General features: G+C 62.1%; 20 protein-coding genes and 1 pseudogene. 9 read left to right on the forward strand and 12 right to left on the reverse strand.

What is annotated here, in order from left to right; translation table 11 throughout:
• Positions 1-25: 25 nt before the first annotated feature.
• The 3 genes from GR212_RS04960 to GR212_RS04970 all read right to left on the reverse strand — a co-directional run bounded on the left by GR212_RS04960 (position 26) and on the right by GR212_RS04970 (position 2,681).
• Entirely contained in the window at positions 26-1,111 is a 1,086-nt protein-coding gene (locus tag GR212_RS04960) for an ABC transporter substrate-binding protein (protein ID WP_163985351.1), read from the reverse strand.
• Positions 1,112-1,312: 201 nt separating this feature from the next.
• Positions 1,313-2,197: an AraC family transcriptional regulator gene (locus tag GR212_RS04965; RefSeq protein WP_163985352.1), complete on the reverse strand. Its 885-nt coding sequence runs from the start codon at positions 2,195-2,197 to the stop codon at positions 1,313-1,315.
• A 298-nt stretch (positions 2,198-2,495) separates the two neighbouring features.
• Positions 2,496-2,681, reverse strand: a complete 186-nt coding sequence (locus GR212_RS04970; protein ID WP_204326271.1) for a hypothetical protein — start codon at positions 2,679-2,681, stop codon at positions 2,496-2,498.
• A gap of 270 nt (positions 2,682-2,951) precedes the next feature.
• On the opposite strand from GR212_RS04970, the pseudogene GR212_RS37685 reads away from it, so the two are divergent.
• Together GR212_RS37685 and GR212_RS37690 are read left to right on the forward strand one after the other, a co-directional pair.
• A pseudogene (locus tag GR212_RS37685) lies at positions 2,952-3,107 on the forward strand (penicillin-binding transpeptidase domain-containing protein); the annotation flags it as partial.
• 86 nt (positions 3,108-3,193) lie between these two features.
• Complete coding sequence (locus tag GR212_RS37690; RefSeq protein WP_432444351.1) at positions 3,194-3,409, forward strand: hypothetical protein; 216 nt, start codon at positions 3,194-3,196, stop codon at positions 3,407-3,409.
• A gap of 79 nt (positions 3,410-3,488) precedes the next feature.
• On the opposite strand, the gene GR212_RS04980 is transcribed toward GR212_RS37690, so the two are convergent.
• The 8 genes from GR212_RS04980 to cydD form a co-directional block, all read right to left on the reverse strand.
• On the reverse strand, positions 3,489-3,716 hold the full coding sequence (locus GR212_RS04980) for a hypothetical protein (protein WP_348643441.1): 228 nt from the start codon (positions 3,714-3,716) through the stop codon (positions 3,489-3,491).
• A 201-nt stretch (positions 3,717-3,917) separates the two neighbouring features.
• On the reverse strand, positions 3,918-4,322 hold the full coding sequence (locus GR212_RS04985) for a DUF983 domain-containing protein (protein WP_163985353.1): 405 nt from the start codon (positions 4,320-4,322) through the stop codon (positions 3,918-3,920).
• Between the two features lie 197 nt (positions 4,323-4,519).
• A complete protein-coding gene (locus tag GR212_RS04990) occupies positions 4,520-5,923 on the reverse strand; it encodes a PLP-dependent aminotransferase family protein (protein WP_163985354.1) in 1,404 nt (467 codons plus the stop codon).
• A gap of 326 nt (positions 5,924-6,249) precedes the next feature.
• Positions 6,250-6,375, reverse strand: coding sequence for a cytochrome bd-I oxidase subunit CydX (gene cydX, locus GR212_RS04995; protein WP_163985355.1), 126 nt, complete (start codon positions 6,373-6,375; stop codon positions 6,250-6,252).
• 18 nt (positions 6,376-6,393) lie between these two features.
• Positions 6,394-7,548: a cytochrome d ubiquinol oxidase subunit II gene (gene cydB / locus GR212_RS05000; RefSeq protein WP_163985356.1), complete on the reverse strand. Its 1,155-nt coding sequence runs from the start codon at positions 7,546-7,548 to the stop codon at positions 6,394-6,396.
• A gap of 6 nt (positions 7,549-7,554) precedes the next feature.
• Positions 7,555-9,156 carry a cytochrome ubiquinol oxidase subunit I gene (locus GR212_RS05005; RefSeq protein ID WP_163985357.1) on the reverse strand — a complete coding sequence of 534 codons (1,602 nt, stop codon included), beginning with the start codon at positions 9,154-9,156 and terminating at the stop codon, positions 7,555-7,557.
• Between the two features lie 76 nt (positions 9,157-9,232).
• Positions 9,233-10,924: a thiol reductant ABC exporter subunit CydC gene (gene cydC / locus GR212_RS05010; protein WP_163985358.1), complete on the reverse strand. Its 1,692-nt coding sequence runs from the start codon at positions 10,922-10,924 to the stop codon at positions 9,233-9,235.
• Entirely contained in the window at positions 10,921-12,600 is a 1,680-nt protein-coding gene (gene cydD / locus GR212_RS05015) for a thiol reductant ABC exporter subunit CydD (RefSeq protein ID WP_246725700.1), read from the reverse strand. The genes cydC and cydD overlap by 4 nt, the downstream gene beginning before the upstream one ends.
• Before the next feature lie 799 nt (positions 12,601-13,399).
• On the opposite strand from cydD, the gene GR212_RS05020 reads away from it, so the two are divergent.
• From GR212_RS05020 to GR212_RS05045, 6 genes are all read left to right on the forward strand, one after another.
• The gene (locus tag GR212_RS05020) at positions 13,400-13,855 is read left to right on the forward strand and encodes a universal stress protein (protein WP_163985360.1); all 456 of its coding nucleotides are present in this window, start codon (positions 13,400-13,402) and stop codon (positions 13,853-13,855) included.
• Positions 13,856-13,986: 131 nt separating this feature from the next.
• Complete coding sequence (locus GR212_RS05025; protein WP_163985361.1) at positions 13,987-15,243, forward strand: arsenic transporter; 1,257 nt, start codon at positions 13,987-13,989, stop codon at positions 15,241-15,243.
• Positions 15,244-15,300: 57 nt separating this feature from the next.
• Positions 15,301-15,903 (forward strand): TetR/AcrR family transcriptional regulator, encoded by a 603-nt coding sequence (locus GR212_RS05030; protein ID WP_163985362.1) that lies wholly within the window; start codon positions 15,301-15,303, stop codon positions 15,901-15,903.
• Between the two features lie 41 nt (positions 15,904-15,944).
• A complete protein-coding gene (locus tag GR212_RS05035; protein WP_163985363.1) occupies positions 15,945-16,922 on the forward strand; it encodes a zinc-binding dehydrogenase in 978 nt (325 codons plus the stop codon).
• Between the two features lie 202 nt (positions 16,923-17,124).
• Positions 17,125-18,303, forward strand: a complete 1,179-nt coding sequence (locus GR212_RS05040; protein ID WP_163985364.1) for a diguanylate cyclase — start codon at positions 17,125-17,127, stop codon at positions 18,301-18,303.
• A 137-nt stretch (positions 18,304-18,440) separates the two neighbouring features.
• Positions 18,441-20,777: a heavy metal translocating P-type ATPase gene (locus tag GR212_RS05045; protein WP_163985365.1), complete on the forward strand. Its 2,337-nt coding sequence runs from the start codon at positions 18,441-18,443 to the stop codon at positions 20,775-20,777.
• Positions 20,778-20,852: 75 nt separating this feature from the next.
• Here GR212_RS05045 and GR212_RS05050 read toward each other — a convergent pair whose 3' ends face one another.
• Positions 20,853-21,647: an AraC family transcriptional regulator gene (locus GR212_RS05050; RefSeq protein WP_163985366.1), complete on the reverse strand. Its 795-nt coding sequence runs from the start codon at positions 21,645-21,647 to the stop codon at positions 20,853-20,855.
• Between the two features lie 119 nt (positions 21,648-21,766).
• Between GR212_RS05050 and GR212_RS05055 the strand changes: the two genes are divergently transcribed.
• On the forward strand, positions 21,767-22,957 hold the full coding sequence (locus tag GR212_RS05055) for an FAD-dependent oxidoreductase (protein WP_163985367.1): 1,191 nt from the start codon (positions 21,767-21,769) through the stop codon (positions 22,955-22,957).
• The last annotated feature ends 3 nt before the right edge of the window (positions 22,958-22,960 follow it).

The raw sequence follows: 22,960 nt of genomic DNA on the forward strand, positions 1-22,960 counted from the left end.
GCCGGATCTGAAGGGTTGGGAAAGCTCAGCTGCCGATACCGAGCTTCTTGCAGCCATCGGCGTAGCGGTCGATGCAGAGCTGGTCCGGCGTCTGGATCGGCTTGCCGTTGACGGCCTTGTCGATGATTTCGGCCTTGAGATTTTCGGACGTAACCAGTGCCGGCGTGAAGAGCTTGGTCGGCGTGTCGAAGAGCTTGGTGTCGGCTTTCGGCGTCTCGCCGGAAAGCAGTTCGATCGCGACATTGGCGGCGGCGGCGGCAACGATCTCGCTCGGCTTCGAAATCGTGTTGTACTGATCGCCGGAAATGATGAGCTGCAGGCCGGCGATCGTCGCATCATTGCCGGTGACCGGCGGGACCGGATCGAAACCGGCCGCCTTGAACGCGGCGACGGCTGCGCCACCCGTGCCGTCATTGGCGGCAACGACGCCGAGGATCTTCTTGCCGAAACGGGTGATCTGGCCGCTTGCCCATTGCTGCGCCTTCGGCGGCGCCCATTCCGGCGTATCGAATTCGGCCAGCACCGGATATCCGCCCTCGGCGAGACCGGCATGAATGCCCTTCTTGATCAGGCCGGCGGCCGCATCGGTCGGCGAACCGTTGATCTCAAGAAGGCCGCCGTCGCCCGCCTTCACGTTCTTGGCCTTGAGATGATCGACCAGCGATTTGGCGATCATCTTGCCGATCTCTTCGTTATTGAAGGAGACATAGTAGTCGGCGGCAGCCGAGGGGATCGGACGGTCGTAAGCGATGACGCGCACGCCCTGGCTCTGCGCCAGCTTGACCAGCGAGGCGGCGGCCGTGGAATCGACCGGGTCGAGCACGATGGCCTTTGCGCCCTGCGAGATCGCCGAATTGAACTGCTGCTGCTGACGCGAGGCATCGCCATTGGCATTCTGATAGATGACCTTGCAGCCGGCGCAGAGCTTCTTCATTTCCGCCTGGAAGCCGGGGAAGTCATGCTCTTCGTAACGTGTCGAGCTCTGGTCGGGCATCAGGAAGGCGACGGTTGCGTCGGTCACCTTGGCGGACTGGGCGAAGGCGGACGTGCCGGCCAGAAGGCCGACGGCAAGTGCGGCTGCACCGGCGATTTTGAGTGTGACATGAGTCATTGGAATTTCTCCGTTCCAAATGGTAATAGTTTCCCTTGACCATCACGGCTGTCTGCACGCGATGTTCTTGTTCGATGCTCGCCGGCAACGGTCATCCAACCGAGGCGGCTGCTATTTTTTGGACAAGCGTTCTCCTTCGGGCGACAGAGGTGCCCGTTCGCTTGGTCCGAATATCGTCTCTCCTCCCTGTCCTCCCTTTTGTTAGGCGGCCTCCACCGCGCGTGCGTGCTGTGCCAATAGCGATCTGAACCGGGAAGGCGCCATGCCCTTCTGATCCAGGAAACGCCGATTGAAGTTCGAGATATTGTTGAAGCCTGCCGCAAAGCAGATGTCGGTGATCGTCATCCCGGCCTCGCTCATCAACAGATGGCAGGCGAAGTTGATGCGCAGCCGGTTGACATATTGCACCAGCGCCATGCCGGTATGACGCCGAAAGCTGCGCGAAAAGGCGCTCGGGCTCTGGCCGGTCAACTCAGCGAGGTCGCATTCGCTGAACGGCTCGGTCAGATGCGTGTTGATGTAGGCCAGCGCCTGGTTGACGCCTGCCGACATGAAACCGGATGGATCCGGCTGGTAGCCGGCGCTGGCAAGCGTGCGAGTCCCCTGGGCGCTGCTCATGGCATCGAGAATATTCATGAAGAGTTCGATGCGGCGGATGCCTGCCGCCTCGACCAGTTCGCCAAGGATCGGGCCGACGACGGCGGCAGTCTCGGGAGTGAAAAGCGCGCCTCTGCGACTTGTTTCGAGAATACCGCCGCAAGCGGAAAGCTCAGGGAAAACCCTGCTCGCATCGGCGAAGAAGGATTCGGAAAACTGCAGGACGCGGCAGCGCAGCGGCAGGGTGACGCCAACGGGCACATCGCTCACCCAGTTGTGCGGCAGGTTCGGTCCCGTCAGGACCAGATTGCCCGGCTCGAACTCGCCGATGAAATCCCCGACGAAATACTGACCGGTTGTCGCCACCACATGATGGATTTCATATTCGGGATGGAAATGCCAGCGAACCGTGCGGTAGGGATAGCCGTGCTCCCAAGCCTTGAAAGACTCGCCGCTGCCGATCGCGACCACTTCCAAATCGGGATTCATCAGCAAGCCTCCTTTCGTCCGTCCGCCTCGTTGCGGTTACGGCGCCTCCTCCCAGAGGCCATTGCGTCTTCCATGTGGTAAATCTACCCCTCGCAATAGCCTTCCGCTACTACGCCTTGTACGTTCGGCCGATACTTTTTTGACATGAAGGGTGGCTTGTTTGGTCAAATGTGCAGTGCGGCATGGGCACTGCGATGCCGAAGCATCGATATCCGGCGCAAAGCGCCGAGAGCTCTGCCCGGAGCCGACAAGACAGACGAAAGCCTCTCAGCAATCGTCCACCTCGCCGCAGCCGTCATCAATTCAAGATGAATCCCCGCAGACCTTGATCCGAGGCGTCAAGGGTGCGTTCGGCGGGCGCTATGGTCCGCTCGTTTCGTTTCTTCTTCCCTTGATCGTGATGCCATTTGATGGCGAAGAACATCCCCGTGCCCAGCACGAGAACCTTGAATGTAATGAAGACTATAGGGAACCAATCCATCATTTTGAGTATTTCCAGGCTATTACCTGACGCTACCCATCGTGGGGCGCGCTACCCCAAAACTACTGCATACAACAGCAGCCATGCTGACGCAGGTGAGATTATAAACTTTCGGTTGGTGATGAAACGACCGTTGGCATCACGAACGGCGAAGTCTGCCCGCTCTGGCCATTACGCCAGTCCCGGAACCTCACCGCCGTCCAATCACTCGACTTAGCTGCGATACGTCCCTGCCGACAGGCTTACGGATAAAGGAGGCGGAACGTCACCCAGAAACTGGGGAAGGAGCGCTTTGCCGCCTATGTAAAGCAATTCCGCTACGGCAATGAAGACGTGGATGGAACGCCGCAAGAAGATGGCCTGACGCACGCTTGGCTCATGAATTCTCTAGCGATCTCCGCCGACGAGCAATGCAGGTTCGTCTCCGACTTCCTCAACGGTAGTCTTGGCGTCGGAGCAAATGCTTATAGACAAACCCGCTTGTCACTTCCTGCGTACCCTGGGTCAGAGGGTGGATGGTTCACGGAAAAAGTGGAAGCGGGTGGCTCAGAAATAGCGCCGGCCAGATCGATAAATCGCGGCCGCAAGGCTGGTTTGTCGGATGGGGCGAAAGGCAGGGACGAACCGTTGTCTTTGTGCGCTTCCAATTGGATGCGAAACCATCATCTATGCCAGGCGGGACCTTGGCACGTAACTTTATCCTAGAGAACCTTTCCATGTTAGCGGGGTAGTAAGAGTTTGCTACAAATGAAAGCCCGGTCAGCGTATGCCGATCGGGCTGCGAATTCACGTTCTTCGTAGGCGATGCCATCATGAGAGGCCCAAGTCCAAACCGAGCATCCTGCTGAGAACGAAGGTAACGACACCCGCACCTAGGAGCAACAGCACGAAGATTGCCGCTATCTTGCCGCCCATACGTAGCGCCGCGCGTCTCTCCTCCTCCCCCTGATCGTGATGCCACTTGACGGCGAAGAACATCCCCGTGCCCAACACGAGAACCTTAAACACGATGAAGACTATAGGGAACCAATCCATCATTTTGAGTATTTCCAGGCTATTACTTGACGCTATCTATCGTGAGGAGCACGAGCTCAGAACCGCTGCTTCAGCAGCTTCATGTTTTGTTCAAACCATCGGCGAACCCAACTTCGATCGTAACGTTCCCATTCCCACGGCATAGTGGTGTCATCATCCATCTCGCCGCAGCCGTCATCCATTCAAGATGAATCCCCACAGACCTTAGTTCGCTGCGTGCGACGTATCGGTCGCCGGAAGACGGACGAGTTTGCCTTCCTCGGCCTTGTAGAAATACTGGCTAGCCACCAGCCACCCCTTCAGCGGCCGCAATGGCGGAATGCAGGTCGCCAGCATGAAGGGTCCGGTTACCAGGAACTGAACCCAGATCGGTGCCGAGAAGGCCACCTCCAGCCAGACGCCGAGAAGCACGCTCGGAATGCAGGCAAAGCAAATAACGAAGAACGCCGGGCCATCGGCGGGATCCGCGAAGGAATAGTCGAGGCCGCACGCTTCGCACTGCTTGCGCAAGGTCAAGAACCCATCGAATAGGCGACCCTGCCCGCAACGAGGGCAACGGCAACGAAGGCCGGTCTGAATCGGGCTCAGCGGAGGATATTCGGTATCCATGGCGGCTCACTCCTGAATCAATATTACAAGGATGTGCGATCAATAATTTGATTGCATGCATTCAATATAGTTACAATGAATGCAAATGACGAGTCCATCTGGCAGAATGACGCAGGAGGAGAGCCGGCGCATGACGAGAGATCGTCTCCGCGCCGAAGCCGGATCCGTCCAGTCAACGGTGAAACAGCGATGAAGTTCTAAAAGAAGGAGGCGGCCATTTCCGGCGGGCCTTCGAGCGCGTGCGCCATGAAATCGAGCGCACCCTTCAACGCCTCGCGACTGATCGGGCCACCGAGGCAAACGCGCACGGCCTCAGGGACGATGCCCTCCACCGTGAAGGCATCGCTTGCGACGACGCCGATACCCGCATTGCGCATATGGCTGCCGAAAGTCGCGCGGGTCCAGCCGTTGGCCAATGGCAGCCAGATATTGAAACTGATGGGATCGGCGCGATAGCTTCCGGACGGCAGAATGTCGGCCACCATCGCCTGCCGGGCGGCGGCCTCCGTGCGAATGAAGCGCAGGATGCCATCGGCCGTGCCGTCTTCGATCCAGCGTGTCGCCAGCGCCATGTTGAGCGGCGACGCCATGACATTGTTGCTTCGCATCGCACTGACGAAAGGCCAGATCGACTTGGTGTCCGGCGCCACGACGAAGGCGAGCCGAAGCCCTGCGCCGATGCATTTCGCCAATCCGCCGATGTGCCAGGTCAGGTCCGGAGCAATGGCAGCCATCGGTGGCGGCGCGTTGAGCGGAATGAAGCCATAGGCATCGTCCTCGATGATGGGCACGCGGTATTTGCGGGCAATGGCGGCAATCGCCTCGCGCCGCTTTTGCGGAACGGTCAATGTCGTCGGATTTTGCAGTGTCGGATTGAGGTAAAGCGCCTTTGGCCGCAGACGTTCGCAGCTTTCCCCAAAGGCGTCTGGCAGAATTCCGTCCTCGTCCATCGGCAGCCCCGCGAGATTGAGCCGGAGCTGAGCGGCAATCGAACGCATGCCGGGATAGGTGATGTTTTCCGACAGCACGGTTTCGCCGGGCTTGGCCAGAAGGCCAAAGATCGCCAGCAGGGCCGGATGCGCGCCGGGCGTCACGAAGATGCGCTCCTGCGAGGGGGTGAGCCCGCGCCGGCTAAGCCAGGCACCGGCCGCCTCCTTGTCTATGCCCGCGCCACCGAACCCCTGATAGCGCAGCAAGGGAATGAGATCGGCCGCCACGACCGACATGCCCTCCCGCATGCGGGCGACGAGATCCGGATCGTTCGGCTCCGGCGGCAGGTTCATCGAAAAATCGATGACGGAGGCTCGACGCGGATCAGGAGCGGTATCGAGGGAGAACCCACGCCGCTCCCTCTCCTGTCTGCCGGTAACGAAAGTCCCCCGCCCCACATGCGAATCCACCAGCCCGCGCTTCTGTGCCTCGACATAACCGCGCGCCACCGTCGTGAAGTCGATGTTGAGACGCTTGGCAAGCGCCCGTTGCGGCGGCAACCTGTCGCCCGCGGCCAGCACGCCGCTGCGCAGATCCATCTCGATGAGATCGGCGATGGCGATGTAACGGGGGCTGGAGGAGCGGCTGAGGTCAGGGTGCCAGTTTTTCATTTCATGCTCCGCAAGGGGAACCGGACCTGAACTGCAACGGGGCCGGCATTGATCGCATATTGTTGCATACAACTTATATCATGTGGAACCATCGGCTCTAGTTTTCACTTGGATAAGACCAAATGTCGCGCCCGCTCCGCCGATGTCTCGCATTCAGGGAGATTTTTGCAATTGATCGCGTGAAGGGTCGCTATGATTGCACACAAAGCACGCGGCCGCAAAAGCTCGCGTGGTTTGGAAAAGTGACCTCATGGCAATCGGCGCACCGGTTTTGGCCGGCGCGCCGATCGTATGGCTAAAACCTCGGTCAAGGACGGGCGACCCGTTTATTTCTCCTGAGGGCGCACGGCTTTCGCCTTCGCTTGATCGTCCACGAGTTCGTACCACATGGCATTGAGGACGGCGAATGCCGCCGCCAGAGGAAAGCCGAGAAGCCAGGCAAAGTACCACATAGGAAATCTCCTTCAGGATCAGTAGGCGTGACCGCCCTTGTCGTTGACCGTCTTCTCGTCGACCTTGCCCCACAGCACATGGTAGACCCATGCGGTGTAGGCCAGGATCATCGGCAGGAAGATGATGGCGACGACCAGCATGATGAACAGCGTCATGTGACTGGACGAAGCGTCCCAAACCGTCAGGCTGGATCGCGGATCGAGCGATGACGGCAAGAGGAAGGGGAACATCGACAACCCGACCGTCGAAATCACGCCGAAGATGGAAAGCTTGCTGAACAGCAGCACGGTGACTTCACGCCGGCCAAGCATGGCGAGCAGCGCGGCAGCCGCGCCGACAAAGCCGAGAACCGGCGCGATCGTCATCCAGGGATGCGTGCTGTAATTCGAGAGCCATGCCTTCGCGCTGCGCTCGACCGTCTTCAGCAAGGGATTGGACGGCCCGCCGACGTCGATGGGGCTCACGATATGATAGCCATCGATACCCATCCACAGAAACACGCCGCCGAGTGCAAAGAGCACGATCACGGCCAGCGCCGCCACGATGCCGAACCGGCGAGCGCGTTCGGCCACCACGCCATCCGTCTTCACCTGGAGCCAGGCTGCGCCGTGCATGACAAGCATGGCAACGGACAAGAGGCCACAGAGAAGGGCATAGGGGTTCAAAAGGGCGAAGAAGGATCCTTCATAATAGATGCGCATATCGTCGTCGAAGCGGAAGGGCACGCCCTGCAGCACATTGCCGACCGCAACACCGAAGATGAGCGACGGCACGAAGCCGCCGACAAACAGCGCCCAGTCCCAGCCCGCCTTCCACCGTGCGCTATCGCGCTTGGAGCGATATTTGAAGGCGACCGGTCGCAGGATCAGCGCGAACAGGATGGCGAACATGGCGAGATAGAAGCCGGAGAAGGACACGGCGTAGAGCGGCGGCCAGGCGGCGAAGATGGCGCCGCCCCCGAGGATCAGCCAGACTTGGTTGCCTTCCCAGGTCGGGCCGATCGAGTTGATGGCGATACGCCGCTCCGTATCCGTCCTTGCGACGAAGGGAAGGAGCGTGCCGACACCGAGGTCGAAGCCGTCGGTGACGGCAAAACCGATCAGCAGCACGCCGAGAAGCAGCCACCAGATGACACGCAAGGTCTCGTAGTCGATCAATTCATGCAGGATCATGGCAGGTCACTCCGCAGCCGGAACGAGGTTTTCGGAAATCAGCTTGGCTTCCGGCTTGTCGTCCGCTTCGGGACCCTTGCGGATCGCCTTGATCATCAGCGTCATCTCGATGACGATGAGGACGGTATAAAGCGCGGCAAAGCCGAGAATGGTCAGGAGCACGGTACCGGCGCCGAGATTGGAAACGGCCGCCGCAGTCGGCAGCACGCCTTCGATAATCCACGGCTGGCGACCGAACTCCGCAACGACCCATCCCAGTTCGATAGCGACCCATGGCAGCGGGATGGCAAATACCGCGACCCGCAGCAGCAGCGGATACCGGTCGAGACGACGCCTTGCCGACAGCCAGAAGAAGACCGCCGTCAGCAGAATGAAGAACATGCCGAGACCGACCATGATGCGGAAAGCCCAGAAGATCGTCGGCACATGCGGAATGGTATCGCGGGCCGCCTGAGCGATCTGCTCCTCCGTCGCCTGGCGCGGATCGTCCACATAGCGCTTCAAGAGCAGTGCATAGCCGAGTTCGTGGCCGATATCCTCGAAGGACGTGCGCGCTTCGGCGGTGGCGACATCCTGCGAGGCCTCGCCCGGCGTAGCCGGCTTTGCGGCGCGAATCTTGATCAGCGCGTCGTAAGCCTTGATGCCCTGGCGAATATGGTCCTTGGCCTGCGCCTCGAGCTTGTCGATGCCGGCGATCTCCGTCGTCAGCGAGCGCGTGCCGATCAGACCCATAGCCCAGGGAATGTGAATGGCATAATGGGTCTCGCGGGCCTGCTGGTCGGGAAAGCCGAAGGCGGTAAAGGCGGCGGGTGCCGGCTCGGTCTCCCACATGGCTTCGATCGCGGCGAGCTTCATCTTCTGATGCTCGGTTGTCAGGTAGCCGCTCTCGTCGCCGAGGACGACAACGGAAAGCGCCGAAGCCAGGCCGAAGGATGCCGCGACCGTCATGGAACGCTTGGCGAGCTCGACGCTGCGACCGTTCACGAGATACCAGGCCGAGACGCCGAGGACGAAGACGGAAGCGCAGACGTAGCCGGCCGAAACGGTATGGACGAACTTTGCCTGCGCCACCGGATTGAAGACCACGTCGAAGAAGCTGACGATCTCCATCCGCATGGTCTGCGGGTTAAGCGCCGAGCCCACCGGATTCTGCATCCAGCCATTGGCGATCAGGATCCACAAAGCCGAGAAATTCGAGCCCAGCGCCACGGCCCAGGTGGCGACCAGATGGCCGACCTTGGACAGCTTGTCCCAGCCGAAGAAGAAGAGGCCGACGAAGGTCGCCTCGAGGAAGAAGGCCATCAATCCTTCGATCGCCAGCGGCGCGCCGAAAATATCGCCGACATAGTAGCTGTAATAGCTCCAGTTCATGCCGAACTGGAATTCCATCACGATGCCGGTGGCGACGCCGAGCACGAAGTTGATGCCGAACAGCGTTCCCCAGAACTTCGTCATCTGCCGCCAGATCTGGCGGCCGGTCATGACATAGGTTGTTTCCATGATGGCGAGCAGCACGGAAAGGCCAAGCGTCAACGGCACGAACAAGAAGTGATACAGGGCCGTCATGGCAAACTGCAGGCGCGATAGCGCCACGATATCCAGTTCCATAGTCTTTCTCCCACCCCCTACGGTGTGTCTGACAGGAATGCGACGCCATTCGACGCGTCGCGGGCATGTTCACCTCTCAATCCGGCCGCAACCGGTTGAGAAGCATTTCGAATTCCGGTGCCTCGCGGCATGCGCTGGCGGCGATGCGACCGCCATCCAGGAGCATGATGCGGTCTGCCAGGGCAGCCTCGCGGCGAATATGCGTTGCGATCACGAGGCTGCGCCCGTCGGCAGCCGAGGCAAGCCGTTCGAGCACGGCGCGGGCGGTGGCGGCATCCAGGCCTTCCGTCGGTTCGTCGAGCAACCAGAGCGGCGTGTCGCGCAGCAGAAGCCTTGCCAGCGCCAGCCGTCGGAGCTGCCCGCCGGACAGGCCGCCGCCACCCTCGCCCAGGCGGGTCGAAAGACCTTGCGGCAGCGCCTCGATATCGTCGAGCAGGCCGGCCGTTGAAAGCGCGTCCCGTAAGCGATCGTCATCCGCATGGGGGTCCGCCAGCTTCAGGTTGCCTCGGACCGTGTCCTGAAACAACGCGCTGCGCTGCGTCAGCGCCGCTGCCGGCAGGCCGGCGACGGCACCGCTCGTCGCGGCAATCTCGCCCGCGAGCAGGGCCAGCAACGTCGACTTGCCGGCGCCGCTCTGCCCGACGACCGCCAAGCGCTCGCCGGCGGCAAGCGACAAAGACACATCCTGCAAGACCGGATGCGATGATCCCTCGTGCCCTGCGACAACAGACGTAAGCTGGAAAGCGCAGCCGGCCACCGGGTCAGCACGCCGCGTCGGAGCGGAGGCAACGCTCAATCGAGGAGCAATGCGCCTTGCGGCGAGCAGGGTTCGGCCGAGTTCGAGGGCACCACGTCGCAGGGCAGCGAACGGCTCCGTGGCAGCAAAGGCGACGAGGAGCGCCAGGGCCGCGGCGGGAGCGCCGATCGTTCCCTGTCTGGCAAGCAGGGCGACGGTCAGGAGCGTAGCCGTCAACAGCAATGTGGACCCAAGCGAAAAGCCTGCTGCGACGGCATTGTCGATCCGGTTCAGGGCATCGTCGGCCTTGGCCAGCCGTTCGTCGGCTTCGGCAATCGCAGCTCTTTGTGCCTGCAATTGCCCGGCCATTGCCAGATCGGTCTGACCGGCGACGAGATCAACGGCACGGGCGCGCAGCGCCTCCATCGCGTGGGCACGGCGGCGTCCCGGCTTCAGTGCCAGATGCCCCGCAACGAGGGAAAGCCCAAGACAGAGCGCGATAAGCCACACCCCCGCCGCGATCCCGAACAAGGGGTCGATGAAACAGAGTGCGAGCGTGACGGCAACGGCGGCGAGAACCGCAACGGCGGCCGGCACCAGCACGCGCAGATAGAGCGAATCGAGCGCATCGACATCGCTCGTCAGTCGGAACAGCAGTTTTGCAGGCCTTCGGATCATGGCAGCAGCGGCTTCGGGCTCGGCCCAGCCGCGAAACAGCCGTTCGCGCAGCGCGGCGAGAACCCTGAGGGTGGCGTCATGGGTGACAAGCCTTTCGCCGTAGCGGGCAGCCGTTCGGCCGATGGCAAGCATGCGTATGCCGGCCGACGGTACGAAGACGTCGAAAACCGCGGCGCTCGTCACGCTCAATCCGGCAAAGGCCGACGCGGTGATGAACCAGCCGGACAGTCCCAGCAACGCGCCGCCGGCAAGCATTGCCAAGGCGGACAAGCCCGCGCCAAGGGCTAGGCTCACGCCGCGCTCGATCCAGAACAGCCTGACGAGAGGAAGAAGTAGCCTGAAGGAACGCCTCATGCCGCCGCCCTCGGCGCCTGCCCCTCAAGGCGGACGATACGGTGCATACGCGCCGCTAGCACCGGATCATGCGTGGCAACGATCAGGACCCGACCTTCGGCGAGCGCAAGCAATGCATCCGTCACGGCGGCAGCCGTTTGCGCATCGAGATGCGCGGTCGGCTCGTCGGCGAGGATGATATCGGCCCGTTCATCGGCCATCATGCGCGCCAGCGCCAGCCGCAGCGCCTCGCCACCGGAAAGACCAAGTCCCCCTTCCCCGACCGCTGACGCGCGCTCGGGCGTGAAGACCCGATCCAGATCGACACCCGCAAGAGCCGCCGCAACCGCCTCGCCGTCGATGCCGACGCGCCCCAGGGCAATATTGCGCGTGACGCTGGCGGCAAAAACATGTGGCGACTGGCCGATCCATGCCATGCGGCGGCGCAGTCCGTCGACGGTATCGTCGCGCAGCGGAATACCGCCGATGCGGATGACACCCGTGTCATGCCGCGCCAGACCGGCCATCAGCGACAGAAGCGTGGTCTTTCCTGAGCCACTGGCGCCCCAAAGCGCCACATGCTCGCCTGGCCCTATGGAAAGATCGAAATGATCGATGACGGCTTCCCGTTCCGGGCCGTGCCGAAAAACCAGACCCGAGATCTCGACGGACGCGTGACCGGCGGCCGTGAATGGCTGCGAATCGACACCGCCAAGGATGGTTTGATGCGAAGATGCCAGCTCCGCCAGCGCCGAGAGCGCGGCCTCGCCATTGGCGCGGTCGTGCCAGACAGCGGACAGCTCACGCAACGGCTCGAAGAAAGCGGGGGCAAGCAGGAGAATGAAAAGGCCCTGCGTCAAGGTCAGATTGCCCTCCCAGGTGCCGATTTCGACCGAACCGAGAAGGCTGAAGCCGACGTAAACGGCCGTCGCCGCGACGCCGAGCGCTGCGAAGAACTCCAGGACGGCCGAAGACAGGAACGCGATCTTCAGCACGGCCATGGTGCGGAGCCGCAGCGAGTCCGCATCCCCGCGCAGACGCAGTGCGGTAGCATCGACGGCATCGAGCGCGCGAATGGTGGCGAGGCCCCGCAGGCGGTCGAGCAGAAAGGCATTGATGCCGCCGGTCTCGGCGAGCTGCTCCTCGCTGGCGGCTTTCGCGCGCCAGCCGATCAACGCCATGAAAACCGGGATGAGCGGCGCGCAGAGCACGAGGATCAACCCCGCCAGCCAGGAAATCGGCACAATACAGACAAGCATGACAAGCGGCACGGTGCTCGCCTTCATGCGAGCCGGACGGAACCGTGCGAGATAAGGCACGACGGCTTCGGCCTGCTCGCCCAAAACGCTTGCCGCCAGGCCGGATGCGGGACGGCCACTATCGAGGGGTGAACGCAGTGCAAGCGCCGCGGCCGCAGCAGCACGCCGAGTGCTCAATTCCCTGCGCGCAGCCCGGAACGCAAGCCGCCCGCCAGCGGCATCCAAGCCGGCTCTCAGGACGCCGATGGCCGCAACGACCGCAGCCGGTGCCGCCACGTCGCTCACGCCGCCTCCCCGGCTGATCGCTCCCACGCCCATGGCCAGCATTGCCGCTTGAGCGATCCACCCGAGAGAAGACAGACAAAGCAGGGCGGATGCGAGGCCGAGACCGGGACACTTTCCGGTGGCCGGGCCAGTTGCCGTGCGACGGGCCGACAAACTAACCGACGAAGGCGGGTTCGCGGCATTGCGTCTTTCCAAGATGCCATCGGTGGCGGAGGAAGCAGTCACCTTAGCCCGTCCTTTCCAATTCCATGCCAAAAAGGAGGGCCCGCCGACCGGCAGGACCGGGTGACCTGCCCTGCAGACACACCGGTCCTTCGTCGAACCCAGAACGCACTTGCCGCAATCGACGATATCGGAGCGCCAATATGACTGGCTTTCCGCCTCTTGTCAGCGACAAGAATAGCAACAGCCGTCTCGCTGATGGGTTGAAACCATGGCAAGCTGTTCGCGACATGGTTCTAGGCATGTTGTGCACTGCGCAAAAGCATGCAGGATGTCGCAGGGCGCCGCTGGAGCGATGGCAGATTGACGCAGAAGCCTATGATATTTTTGAGCCGCCGCGAGAAAGACCATGAGCTGAGCGGCGGTTAAACTGTTTGCGTTGCAGCAATTTTCTCGATGTCCGCAGCATCTTGCCTTGCGTTGGCGGCATGGTCCTGACGGGCCGCGCTGATAATAAAACCGCGACCATTTGACCTCGATCATGGCAATAGACGACCGAAGCGCCGAATCATCCGGTCGAATCGGCAGCGCCTGCAACAGAACCCGCCGCGCCCGACGGCGTCGAAAGCGCACAGATGTGTATGGTTCGCATCATTGCTGCGACGACACTTGACGGGGCGCGCCAATATCGCTGTGCTGGACACTCGTTTACTTCTCCGGGCAAGTTTCAACCGGCGAGATTGCGAGTCGGGTTTGGAAACTGCAGCGGTCGACGCATGAGGAGAGCTTGATGTACGACAAGATCATTTGCGCTATAGGGCTGGGATCACGCGAGCGTGCCGAACGCCTGTTACGCACCGCCCATGCCCTTTTGTCGCCTGAAGGTGAACTCACTGTCGCGCACATCATCGATCGTTTCCCATCCGGACACGAAAGCCCCGACGAATGGGCGGTCTCCGTCATCAAGGAGGCAGAAGAAAAGCTGGGCGCCCTGTGCAGGCGCCTCGGCATCGCCGCCTCCATAGAAGTGCGCCCGGGGACGGCCTCGAAAACACTGCTGACGATTGCCAAGGAGAAGAAAGCAGACCTGATCGTCCTTGCGACGCATAATTCGGATATTCTCGATCGCATATTCGGCTCCACGGTCGAGTATGTCATCCGACACGCCGATTGCTCCGTTCTCGTCGAGCGCGCGGACACGGCGCATGACGACACGACCAAGACGGGCAAGACAAAGCACGCATGAAACCCGCCGGGATGAGGCGGCTGCATGCAGTCCGTTGCGGAAGATTCAGTCGAACACCATTGCCGTAACGGTTTGCTATACCCTCCAACAATGCTACCTACCCGCCTCGATCCATACCCAAGACGAGCTGCATGACCGAATCCGCCATCACCTGGAGCATCGCCGGCCTGACAGCCTTGGGCGTCGTCACGCGCCCCTTCCGATGGCCGGAAGCGATCTGGGCGGTTCTCGGCGCAACACTTCTGCTCGCCTTCAGGCTCATCGGCCCGGCCGACGTCTGGGCGGGGGTATCGAAAGGCTTCGACGTCTATCTGTTTCTGATCGGCATGATGCTTCTGTCGGAGCTTGCCCGGCGCGAGGGGCTGTTCGACTGGGTCGCGGCAATCGCCACCTCGCATGCCAGGGGTTCGCCACGCCGGCTGTTCCTGCTCGTCTATGTCGTCGGCGTGGTCGTAACGGTGTTTCTGTCGAACGATGCCACTGCCGTCGTGCTCACGCCGGCGGTCTATGCGGCGTGCCGGGCGGCACGGGTCAAGGATCCCATGCCGTACCTGCTGGTCTGTGCCTTCATCGCCAATGCCGCCAGCTTCGTGCTGCCGATTTCCAACCCCGCCAATCTGGTCATCTTCGCAGGCGGCGAAATGCCGCCCTTGTCGCGCTGGATGCAGACGTTCCTGCTGCCCTCCATCGTCTCGATCGTCGTGACGTTCGCCTGCCTTTACTGGGTGCTGAGACGCGCACTTGCGGAAGATACGATCGCACGCGATGTCGGCCAGCCTGCCCTTTCGCCTAGCGCGCGGCTGGCCGGGTGGGGGCTTATCGCAACGGCTCTCATCCTGATCGGGGCGTCCGCGATGAATGTCGACCTCGGCATTCCGACATTCGCCGCCGGCGTCGTCACGACGATCATCGTTCTGGCGCTTACCCGGCAAAGCCCGATCGAGACGGTTCGCGGCATAAGCTGGAGCGTATTGCCGCTGGTTGCGGGCCTCTTCGTCATCGTCGAAGCGGTCAATCATACAGGCTTGACCGCGCTCCTGTCGGAAAGGCTTGCATCGCTGGCGGCGCAATCCCAGGCACAGGCGGTCGGAGCGGCCGGGTTTTCGGTTGCGATCGTCTCCAACCTCGTCAACAACCTGCCGGCCGGGCTTTTCGCCGGCAGCGCGGTGCAGGCGGCTCATGTTCCCGACGCCATTGCCGGAGCGGTGCTGATCGGCGTCGATCTTGGTCCCAACCTGTCGGTCACCGGCTCGCTTGCGACGATCCTCTGGCTTGCGGCCCTGCGCCGGGAGGGGCTTCACATGGGAGCGCTGACCTTCCTGAAGATCGGCGCCGTCGTGATGCTGCCCGCGCTGATCCTCTCGCTTGCAACACTCGCGCTGATCTGACGGCTGACAGCATCGAGTTTATAGACGACCGGTCGATTATTTGTTATCGCACCGCTCATGGTGACAAAGAAGAAATCGGAACTGACTCGGAGCCACATTCTCGCAATCGGGCGGGAGTTGGTGCTGCGCAAGGGTTTCGGCGGCGTGGGCCTGAAGGAGCTGCTCGAACAGAGCGCTGTGCCCAAAGGGTCTTTCTATTACTATTTCGCGTCCAAGGAGGCCTTCGGCTGTGCCCTGCTGAAGCAATATTGTTCCGACTACGCCGAGCGCCTCGATGCGCTCTTCGGCTGGAAGGGCAATGGCCACCAGCGGGTGATGCATTATTGGAACGCCTGGCTTTCCGATGGCAATACCGCCAGCCTGGCCGACCGGTGCCTGGTGGTCAAGCTTGCCGCCGAAATCTCCGACCTCTCCGACAATATGCGCGTAATCCTGCTCGGCGGCGTCGAGGATCTTATTCGCCGCCTCACCAAGACCATCACCGAAGGACGCGAGGACGGCTCCATTTCACCTTCCTGCATTCCAGAAAAGACGGCTCGTTCGCTCTACAGCCTGTGGCTCGGTGCGGCGATCCTGGCCAAGCTTGGAAAAGACAGGACCCCGCTCGACCAGGCCATGCTCGCTACCGAACAAGCGCTTTCCACGCCCGGCGGCCTTTGACGCAAGCCCGGACCAGCATGTCAACTCACAAGGAAAACAAAATGCGCAGTGCCATCCACGATACCTTCGGCGATCCGACTGCGGTCCTTTATCTGGCCGACATGCCCTTGCCGGAGCCTGCCGCGGGGGACGTGCGCATTCGCACCATTCTCTCCCCCATCCACAACCATGATCTCTGGACGGTACGCGGCGCCTATGGCTACAAACCGATCCTGCCTGCGATCGGCGGCAGCGAAGCGGTCGGCATCGTCGATGCCGTGGGATCCGGCGTCGACAAGACTCTGATCGGCAAGCGCGTCGTTGCGGCCGGCGTGCATGGCACCTGGGCCGAGCAATTCACGGCGCCGGCGGCAAGCCTCGTCCCCGTGCCCGACGTCATCAGCGACGAAGCCGCGGCTCAGCTTATCGCCATGCCGTTCAGCGCCATCGCGCTTCTGGAATCCCTCAACGTCGGGCCTGGCGACTGGATTATACAGAATGCCGCGAACGGTGCGGTCGGCAAGACGCTGGCGATGCTGGCGCACAGCCGCGGCATCCACATGATCAATCTCGTCAGGCGCGATGGCGGCATCGACGAGCTGTCGGCATTCGGCATCGGAAACGCCGTCTCGACCGCTTCTGCCGACTGGAAGGCGAAGGTGCGCGCCATGGTCGGCGACGCGCCGATCCGGGCGGCCGTCGATTCGGTCGGAGGCGTTGCCAGCAACGATCTCGCCGACCTGCTGAGCGAAAATGGCCTGCTGGTTTCTTTCGGCACCGCAGCCGGCAAACCCATGCAGATCGCCTCGAGGGCCGTCATCTTCAAGCAGCTGACGATCAAGGGCTTCTGGGGCATCAAGGTCAGCGCCGCCATGTCTGCCGACGAGCGGCGGCGGCTGATCAGCGAACTGATCACCAGGGTCGCTTCCGGCGAGGTCAAGTTGCCGGTGGAAGCAGCCTACGACATCACCGAAATCGCCGAGGCGGTAAAGTCTTCGCTGGCGCCCGGAAAGGCCGGCAAGGTTTTGCTTAAACTTTAGATTTCCCGCAAACGGTACTCGCCGGCCGTCGATCCCGCGACCGGCGATGCCCTCGTTGCCGGGCGCGCGATTGGCTTGCCTGAACGCGGCCGCCTCAATTTGACCCTTTACGACTGATTCATTCTCCAGATGGTTCTTTAGATACTGCTCAGACTTTTGCGCTATCTAACGGAAATTATTTATGTCATTCGGAGAGTCATCGGTGAGCGCCGTGACATTGGAAGAGGTCGATCGCCAAATCCGCAACGGGTTTAGGCTTCTTCGTTTCAAGCCCGCGATCGAATCGCTCTTCCTTCAGGATTACACCGCCCACCGGGTCAAGCTCGCCCCAATTTGGGCTATCGTCGGTACGCTGATCTACGACATGGTCTATTTTGGCGACCGCACGATGATGGCGAATGTCTTCCCGCAGCTCGTTATCGTCCGCTTCGGGATCTTCACGCCCTTCGCGCTGTTCAGCGTCCTGGCCCTGAGGCGATGGCCGAGCGCGTTGAACTACGATCTGCTTGCCATCGGCGTGGCGGTTCTCGGCGCTCTTCTGCCGATGTCGGTCGCCATGCACAGCGGCAGCCCGTACCTGTTCGTCTATCAGAACGGCAACGTGGCCGCCTTCCTCTTCTTCGTCATCGCGCTCCGGCCTCGATTCGTGACGATCCTCCTCGGTCTCGCGCTGATGTGCGCCGTGCAGTTCACCACCACCAAGCTCAGCGGCGCCTTCGACGACGTGGTCTATGCCGGCATCGTCACCTTTTACATAACGCTGGTGATCTTCCTGGTGATCAGCGCCTACATTTCCGAACACAAGGACCGGCTGAACTTCCTCAATCAGCTCCGCGGCGGCCTACTGCATGTGCAGCTCGAACAGAAATCGGAACGCGACGAGCTGACCGGCCTCTTCAATCGGCATTCCCTGGAGCGGGTGCGCTCCTCGATCTGGCGGACGAAGAGCGGCACGACCTCCGTCGCCATCGTCATGATCGACATCGATCGGTTCAAGCTGTTCAACGACGTCCATGGCCATATCGAAGGCGATGATTGTATCCGCGCCGTCTGCCAATGCATCTCGCGCGAAATCGGCGTCAGCGGAACCACGTTCCGTTTCGGCGGCGAGGAAATTCTGATCCTTCTGCCCAATGTCGACCGCGAGAAAGCCTTTGCGATCGCCGAGCGAACACGCGGGGCGGTCGAAGCTCTCGGCATCCGCCACCGCGGGCTCGACGATGGGCAGGTGATCACCGCCAGCCTCGGCGTCGCCTGGGGCGAAACCTCGAGGCAATCGCTTGAGGATCTGCTCAAAACGGCCGACACAGCGCTCTACGAAGCCAAGCGCCACGGCAGGAACGCCGTCTTCCCACCGCACGCTCTTCCGGAATTGTCCTAGCCAGGTCCACGGGAAAGACGGTTGGGTCGGTTGGCGACATCCGCAAATCATCGTGCAGAAATTCGGAAAATCGCTCTTGTCCCTCTAGTAGCTAGAGGATGTAGCAATGGTTCCAACAGCCAATTCGGAACCGGAAGATGACTTCGACAACACAACAGAGCCGCTATCGCGTGGAAGGCATGGATTGCGCTTCCTGCGCGGCGAAAATCGACACGGCCGTTCGCCGTCTTCAGGGTGTGGAGGACGTCTCGGTCTCGGTGACCGCCGGCACGATGACGGTCAGGCACCAGGGCGATCCCGACCTTCTGCCGACCATCGCCAAGCGGGTCACCGGGCTGGGATACAAGCTCTTTCCACTTCCCCAAGGCAATGTCGCCACGCCCAAGGTGGAAAAGGACGACCATACCTGCGGCTGTGGCCACGATCATCACGAACACCAATCGCACAACAATGACCACACAGGGCACGATCACGATCATGGCGGCCACGCTGACGGAGGCAGCGGTCGTCAGCACGATCATGAGGGGCATGGCCACGGCTCGAACGAGCGTGAGGAGGCAGCTGCCGGCCTTCACGGCCACGACCATGGACCGACCAACGGGCCCTGGTGGAAATCGGCCAAGGGCCGCCTGACCATCGCCAGCGGCGTGGCGCTTGCGGCAGCCTGGGGTATCGGCAAGCTCATTCCCGCACTGGACGTCTGGATCTTTACCGCCGCCATGCTGGTCGGCCTGCTGCCGATTGCGCGACGGGCCTTCATGGCCGCGAGGATGGGAACACCATTCTCGATCGAAATGCTGATGACGATTGCCGCCGTTGGCGCTGTTGTCATCGGCGCCAGCGAGGAGGCTGCGGCCGTCGTATTCCTGTTTTTGATCGGCGAACTGCTGGAAGGCGTTGCCGCCGGCAAGGCGCGCGCCAGCATCCAGTCGCTGACGAACCTCGTCCCCAAGACCGCTCTCGTCGAGGAAAACGGCAAGACCCGCGAAGTACAGGCGGAAGACCTTGCCGTAGGGGCCATCATTCTGGTTCGGCCAGGTGACCGCATTCCGGCCGATGGCGTGATCCTCTCCGGCGAAAGCGCCATCGACGAAGCGCCGGTCACCGGCGAAAGCACACCCGTGCGCAAGGGTGCCGATGCAACCGTCTTTGCCGGCACGGTCAACGGCGATGCCGTGCTGCGTGTGCGCGTGACCGCGGCGGCGTCCGACAACACCATCGCCCGCGTCGTCAAGCTGGTCGAGGAGGCGCAGGAATCGAAGGCGCCGACCGAACGCTTCATCGATCGCTTCTCCCGCTATTATACTCCGGGCGTCGTCTTGGTCGGAGCGCTCGTCGCCATCGTGCCTCCGCTGCTTTTCGGCGGCGCCTGGGGCGAGTGGGTCTACAAGGGCCTGGCCATTTTGCTGATCGGCTGCCCCTGCGCCCTCGTCATCTCGACGCCGGCCGCCATTGCCGCTTCGCTGTCTTCAGGCGCGCGGCGCGGGCTATTGCTGAAAGGCGGCGCCGTGCTCGAAAATATCGGCAAGGTCACGGCTGTCGCTTTCGACAAGACAGGCACGCTGACCGAAGGCAAGCCCAAGGTCACCGATATCGTCGGCCTCGGCATGAACGATGCGGACGTGCTGCGATTGGCGGCCGCGCTCGAAACCGGCTCCAGCCATCCGCTCGCTCGCGCCATCCTCGACCGCGCGACAGCTACGGGAACGGATATCCCCCAGGTCATCGATGCCAAAGCCATCGGAGGCAAGGGTGTCAGCGGCACGGTCGACGGTATAGATGTATTCCTCGGATCGCCGCAGGCTGCAGCCGACAGGGTTTCGCTGGCTCCGGAGCAGTCAGCCCAAATCGCCGCCCTCAATGATGAAGGCAAGACCGTCTCCATTCTCGTGGCCAACGGTGCTGCCGCGGGCCTGCTGGCCATGCGCGACGAACCGCGCGCTGATACGGCAGCCGGCCTCAAGGCGCTTTCCGATGCCGGCATCAAGACGATCATGCTGACGGGCGACAACCAGCGCACGGCACAGGCGATCGGCAAGACGCTCGGCATCGAGGTCAGGGCGCAGTTGCTGCCCGAAGACAAGCAGCGGATCGTCAGCGATTTGAAGCAGCAGGGCTTTCGCGTCGCCAAGGTCGGTGACGGCATCAACGATGCGCCGGCACTGGCAGCCGCCGATGTCGGGATAGCCATGGGCGGCGGGACTGACGTTGCGCTGGAAACGGCGGATGCCGCCGTGCTGCATGGGCGCGTCGGCGATGTCATCGAGATGATCGACCTGTCCAAGCGGACAATGACCAATATAGGCCAGAACATCACCATCGCGCTCGGCCTGAAGGGCGTCTTCCTGGTCACGACGATCATCGGCATCACCGGTCTCTGGCCGGCGATCCTCGCCGATACCGGAGCCACGGTGCTGGTCACCATGAACGCCCTGCGCCTCCTCGCCGTCAGGCCCCGCCGCGTCGCGGCCTAAGACCGTCTGCCCGGGCGTCGATCGAAATGTCGGCGCCCTTTTCTGTCACCATCCAAAACTCCGGCAAGTGCGGCATCAGGATTTTCGGACGGAGAGATATCGACGCGGCGACAGGCCGAATGCCTTCCTGAACATGGCGATGAAGCTGCTGGCGCTCGCATATCCCAGGCTGTCGGCGACCTGCGCGATCGGATTGCCGGCGCTCAGATGTTCAAGCGCAAGCAGCAATCGCGCCTGCTGCCGCCAGTTTGCGAACGACATGCCTGTTTCGATATTGAAAAGCCGCCGGGCCGATCGTTCCGATATGCCCGCCTGCTGTGCCAGGGCATGAAAAGTGTCCTCGCTGGCAGGATCCTGCAGCACGGCCTCCGCAATACGCAGAACCCGCCGGTCCGCCGGCATCGGCAAGTGTAGACCTTCGCGCGGCGCGGCCCGCACTTCGTCCAGCAGGACAGCCGCCAGACGACGCTGCTGTGGGGAAAGCCGCTCCTCCCAGCGCCATGTCGTCGTTCGGCGCACCAGCGCCCGCAAAACCTCGCTTACACTGAGAACGCACGGATCCTTGGGCAGGCCGGCACTCGCTTCCGGCGTCAGGAGGATGCCCCAGCCGCTCAGCACACCGTTGATCCCGGCCTTGTGCATGACGCCCGGCGGAATCCATCCCGCACGCTGCGGCGGCAGCAGCCACGACCCCGTGGGCGTATCGACGCGCACGAGCCCGCTTTCAATGCAGAAAAGCTGCCCGCGCGTGTGCGCATGCCAATCATATTCCAGGGTTCCCAGGCGGAAGGCGCTGCCGGGCTCGTCCGACCCCCAGAAGGCGATGAGCGGCGGCCCGTCAAGGCGATCGCCGATATCTTCGATATCCATATTCCGTTTGGCCGTTTTGCAACATTTATAGTCCGAATGTCGTTATCACGTTCCGGCGGGCGCGCGCTATTCTGACCTCGCAAAATCGAAGTCGAATAGTGAATGGAATAGAAGAATCCATGCAGGACTTTCATGTCGTCATCATTGGCGCGGGCCTCGGGGGCCTGTGCCTTGCCCAGGGATTGAAGCGCGCCGGCATCCACTTCGACGTCTACGAGCGCGACCCGGCAGCCGATAGCCGGCTACAGGGTTATCGCATCCGCATCGATACGGATGGACAGCGAGCGCTGGAGGCGTGCCTGCCGCAGGGGCAGTTCGATCTTTTTCGGGCGACCGCCTCCATCAGCCCACGGTCGGGGCGTTTCCTGACGCCGCAGCTTCAGCCGATCGCGGGCCGCACGCCGATGAGCTGGGATACGGGAGAGGATGAAGATGAGGGCGATCTCAGCGTCAATCGCCTTACCCTTCGTGAAATCCTGCTGGCCGGGATCGAGGACCATGTTCATTTCGATCACGCGCTCACTCAATACCGCTGCCTGGACGATGGCCGCGTCGAGGTTCAGTTCGAAAACGCCTCCGTGGTTTCCTGCAACCTGCTCGTCGGCGCCGACGGCGTGAATTCGCAGGTCCGCCGTCAGCTGGCACCCTATGCCGAGCCGGCGGATACGGGCTCGATATGCGTTTACGGCAAGAGCGAGCTGCCACGCAACGGCGCCGCCGATCTGCTTGAAGACGGCACGACGGTGATCTTTGCCGATGGCTGCACGGCGATTTTCGATCTCATGCGGTTCCGCGACGAATTTCCCGTCCTTGCGGGAAGTCTCGCACCCGATTGCAGGCTGACGCCGGTCTCCGACTATCTTTATTGGGCGCTGATCGGCCCCCGCCGGCGATTGGGGCTGGAAACATACGACCACACCCGCGACCTGCCGGTCTTGCTGAGAACCGCAATGCGCGGCTGGCGTCCCGAACTGAGGCAGATCATCGGCCGGAGCAAGGCCGAAGCCGTGGCGGCGCTTCCCGTTCGAACCGGACGCCCCGATGCTCTCTGGCCGTTCGGAGCGGTCACGCTCATCGGTGATGCCATCCACGCGATGAGCCCCGCCGGCGGACTTGGCGCCAATACCGCGCTCGAAGATGCCCGCACGCTTTCACAGATCCTGGCGGCGGCCGGCAAGGAGCCAAGGACGACCTGTACGGCACTCTTGGACTACGAGGCCGACATGCGCGAACGAGCGACCCGCGCCATCGACATTTCGGAGCGCGGCGCCGCGATGCTGTTCGCAGCAATCACCGACAAGATCGCTTGAGGA

The sequence above is a fragment of the Martinezella lusitana genome (assembly GCF_010668395.1).
Classification (GTDB): domain Bacteria; phylum Pseudomonadota; class Alphaproteobacteria; order Rhizobiales; family Rhizobiaceae; genus Rhizobium; species Rhizobium lusitanum_A.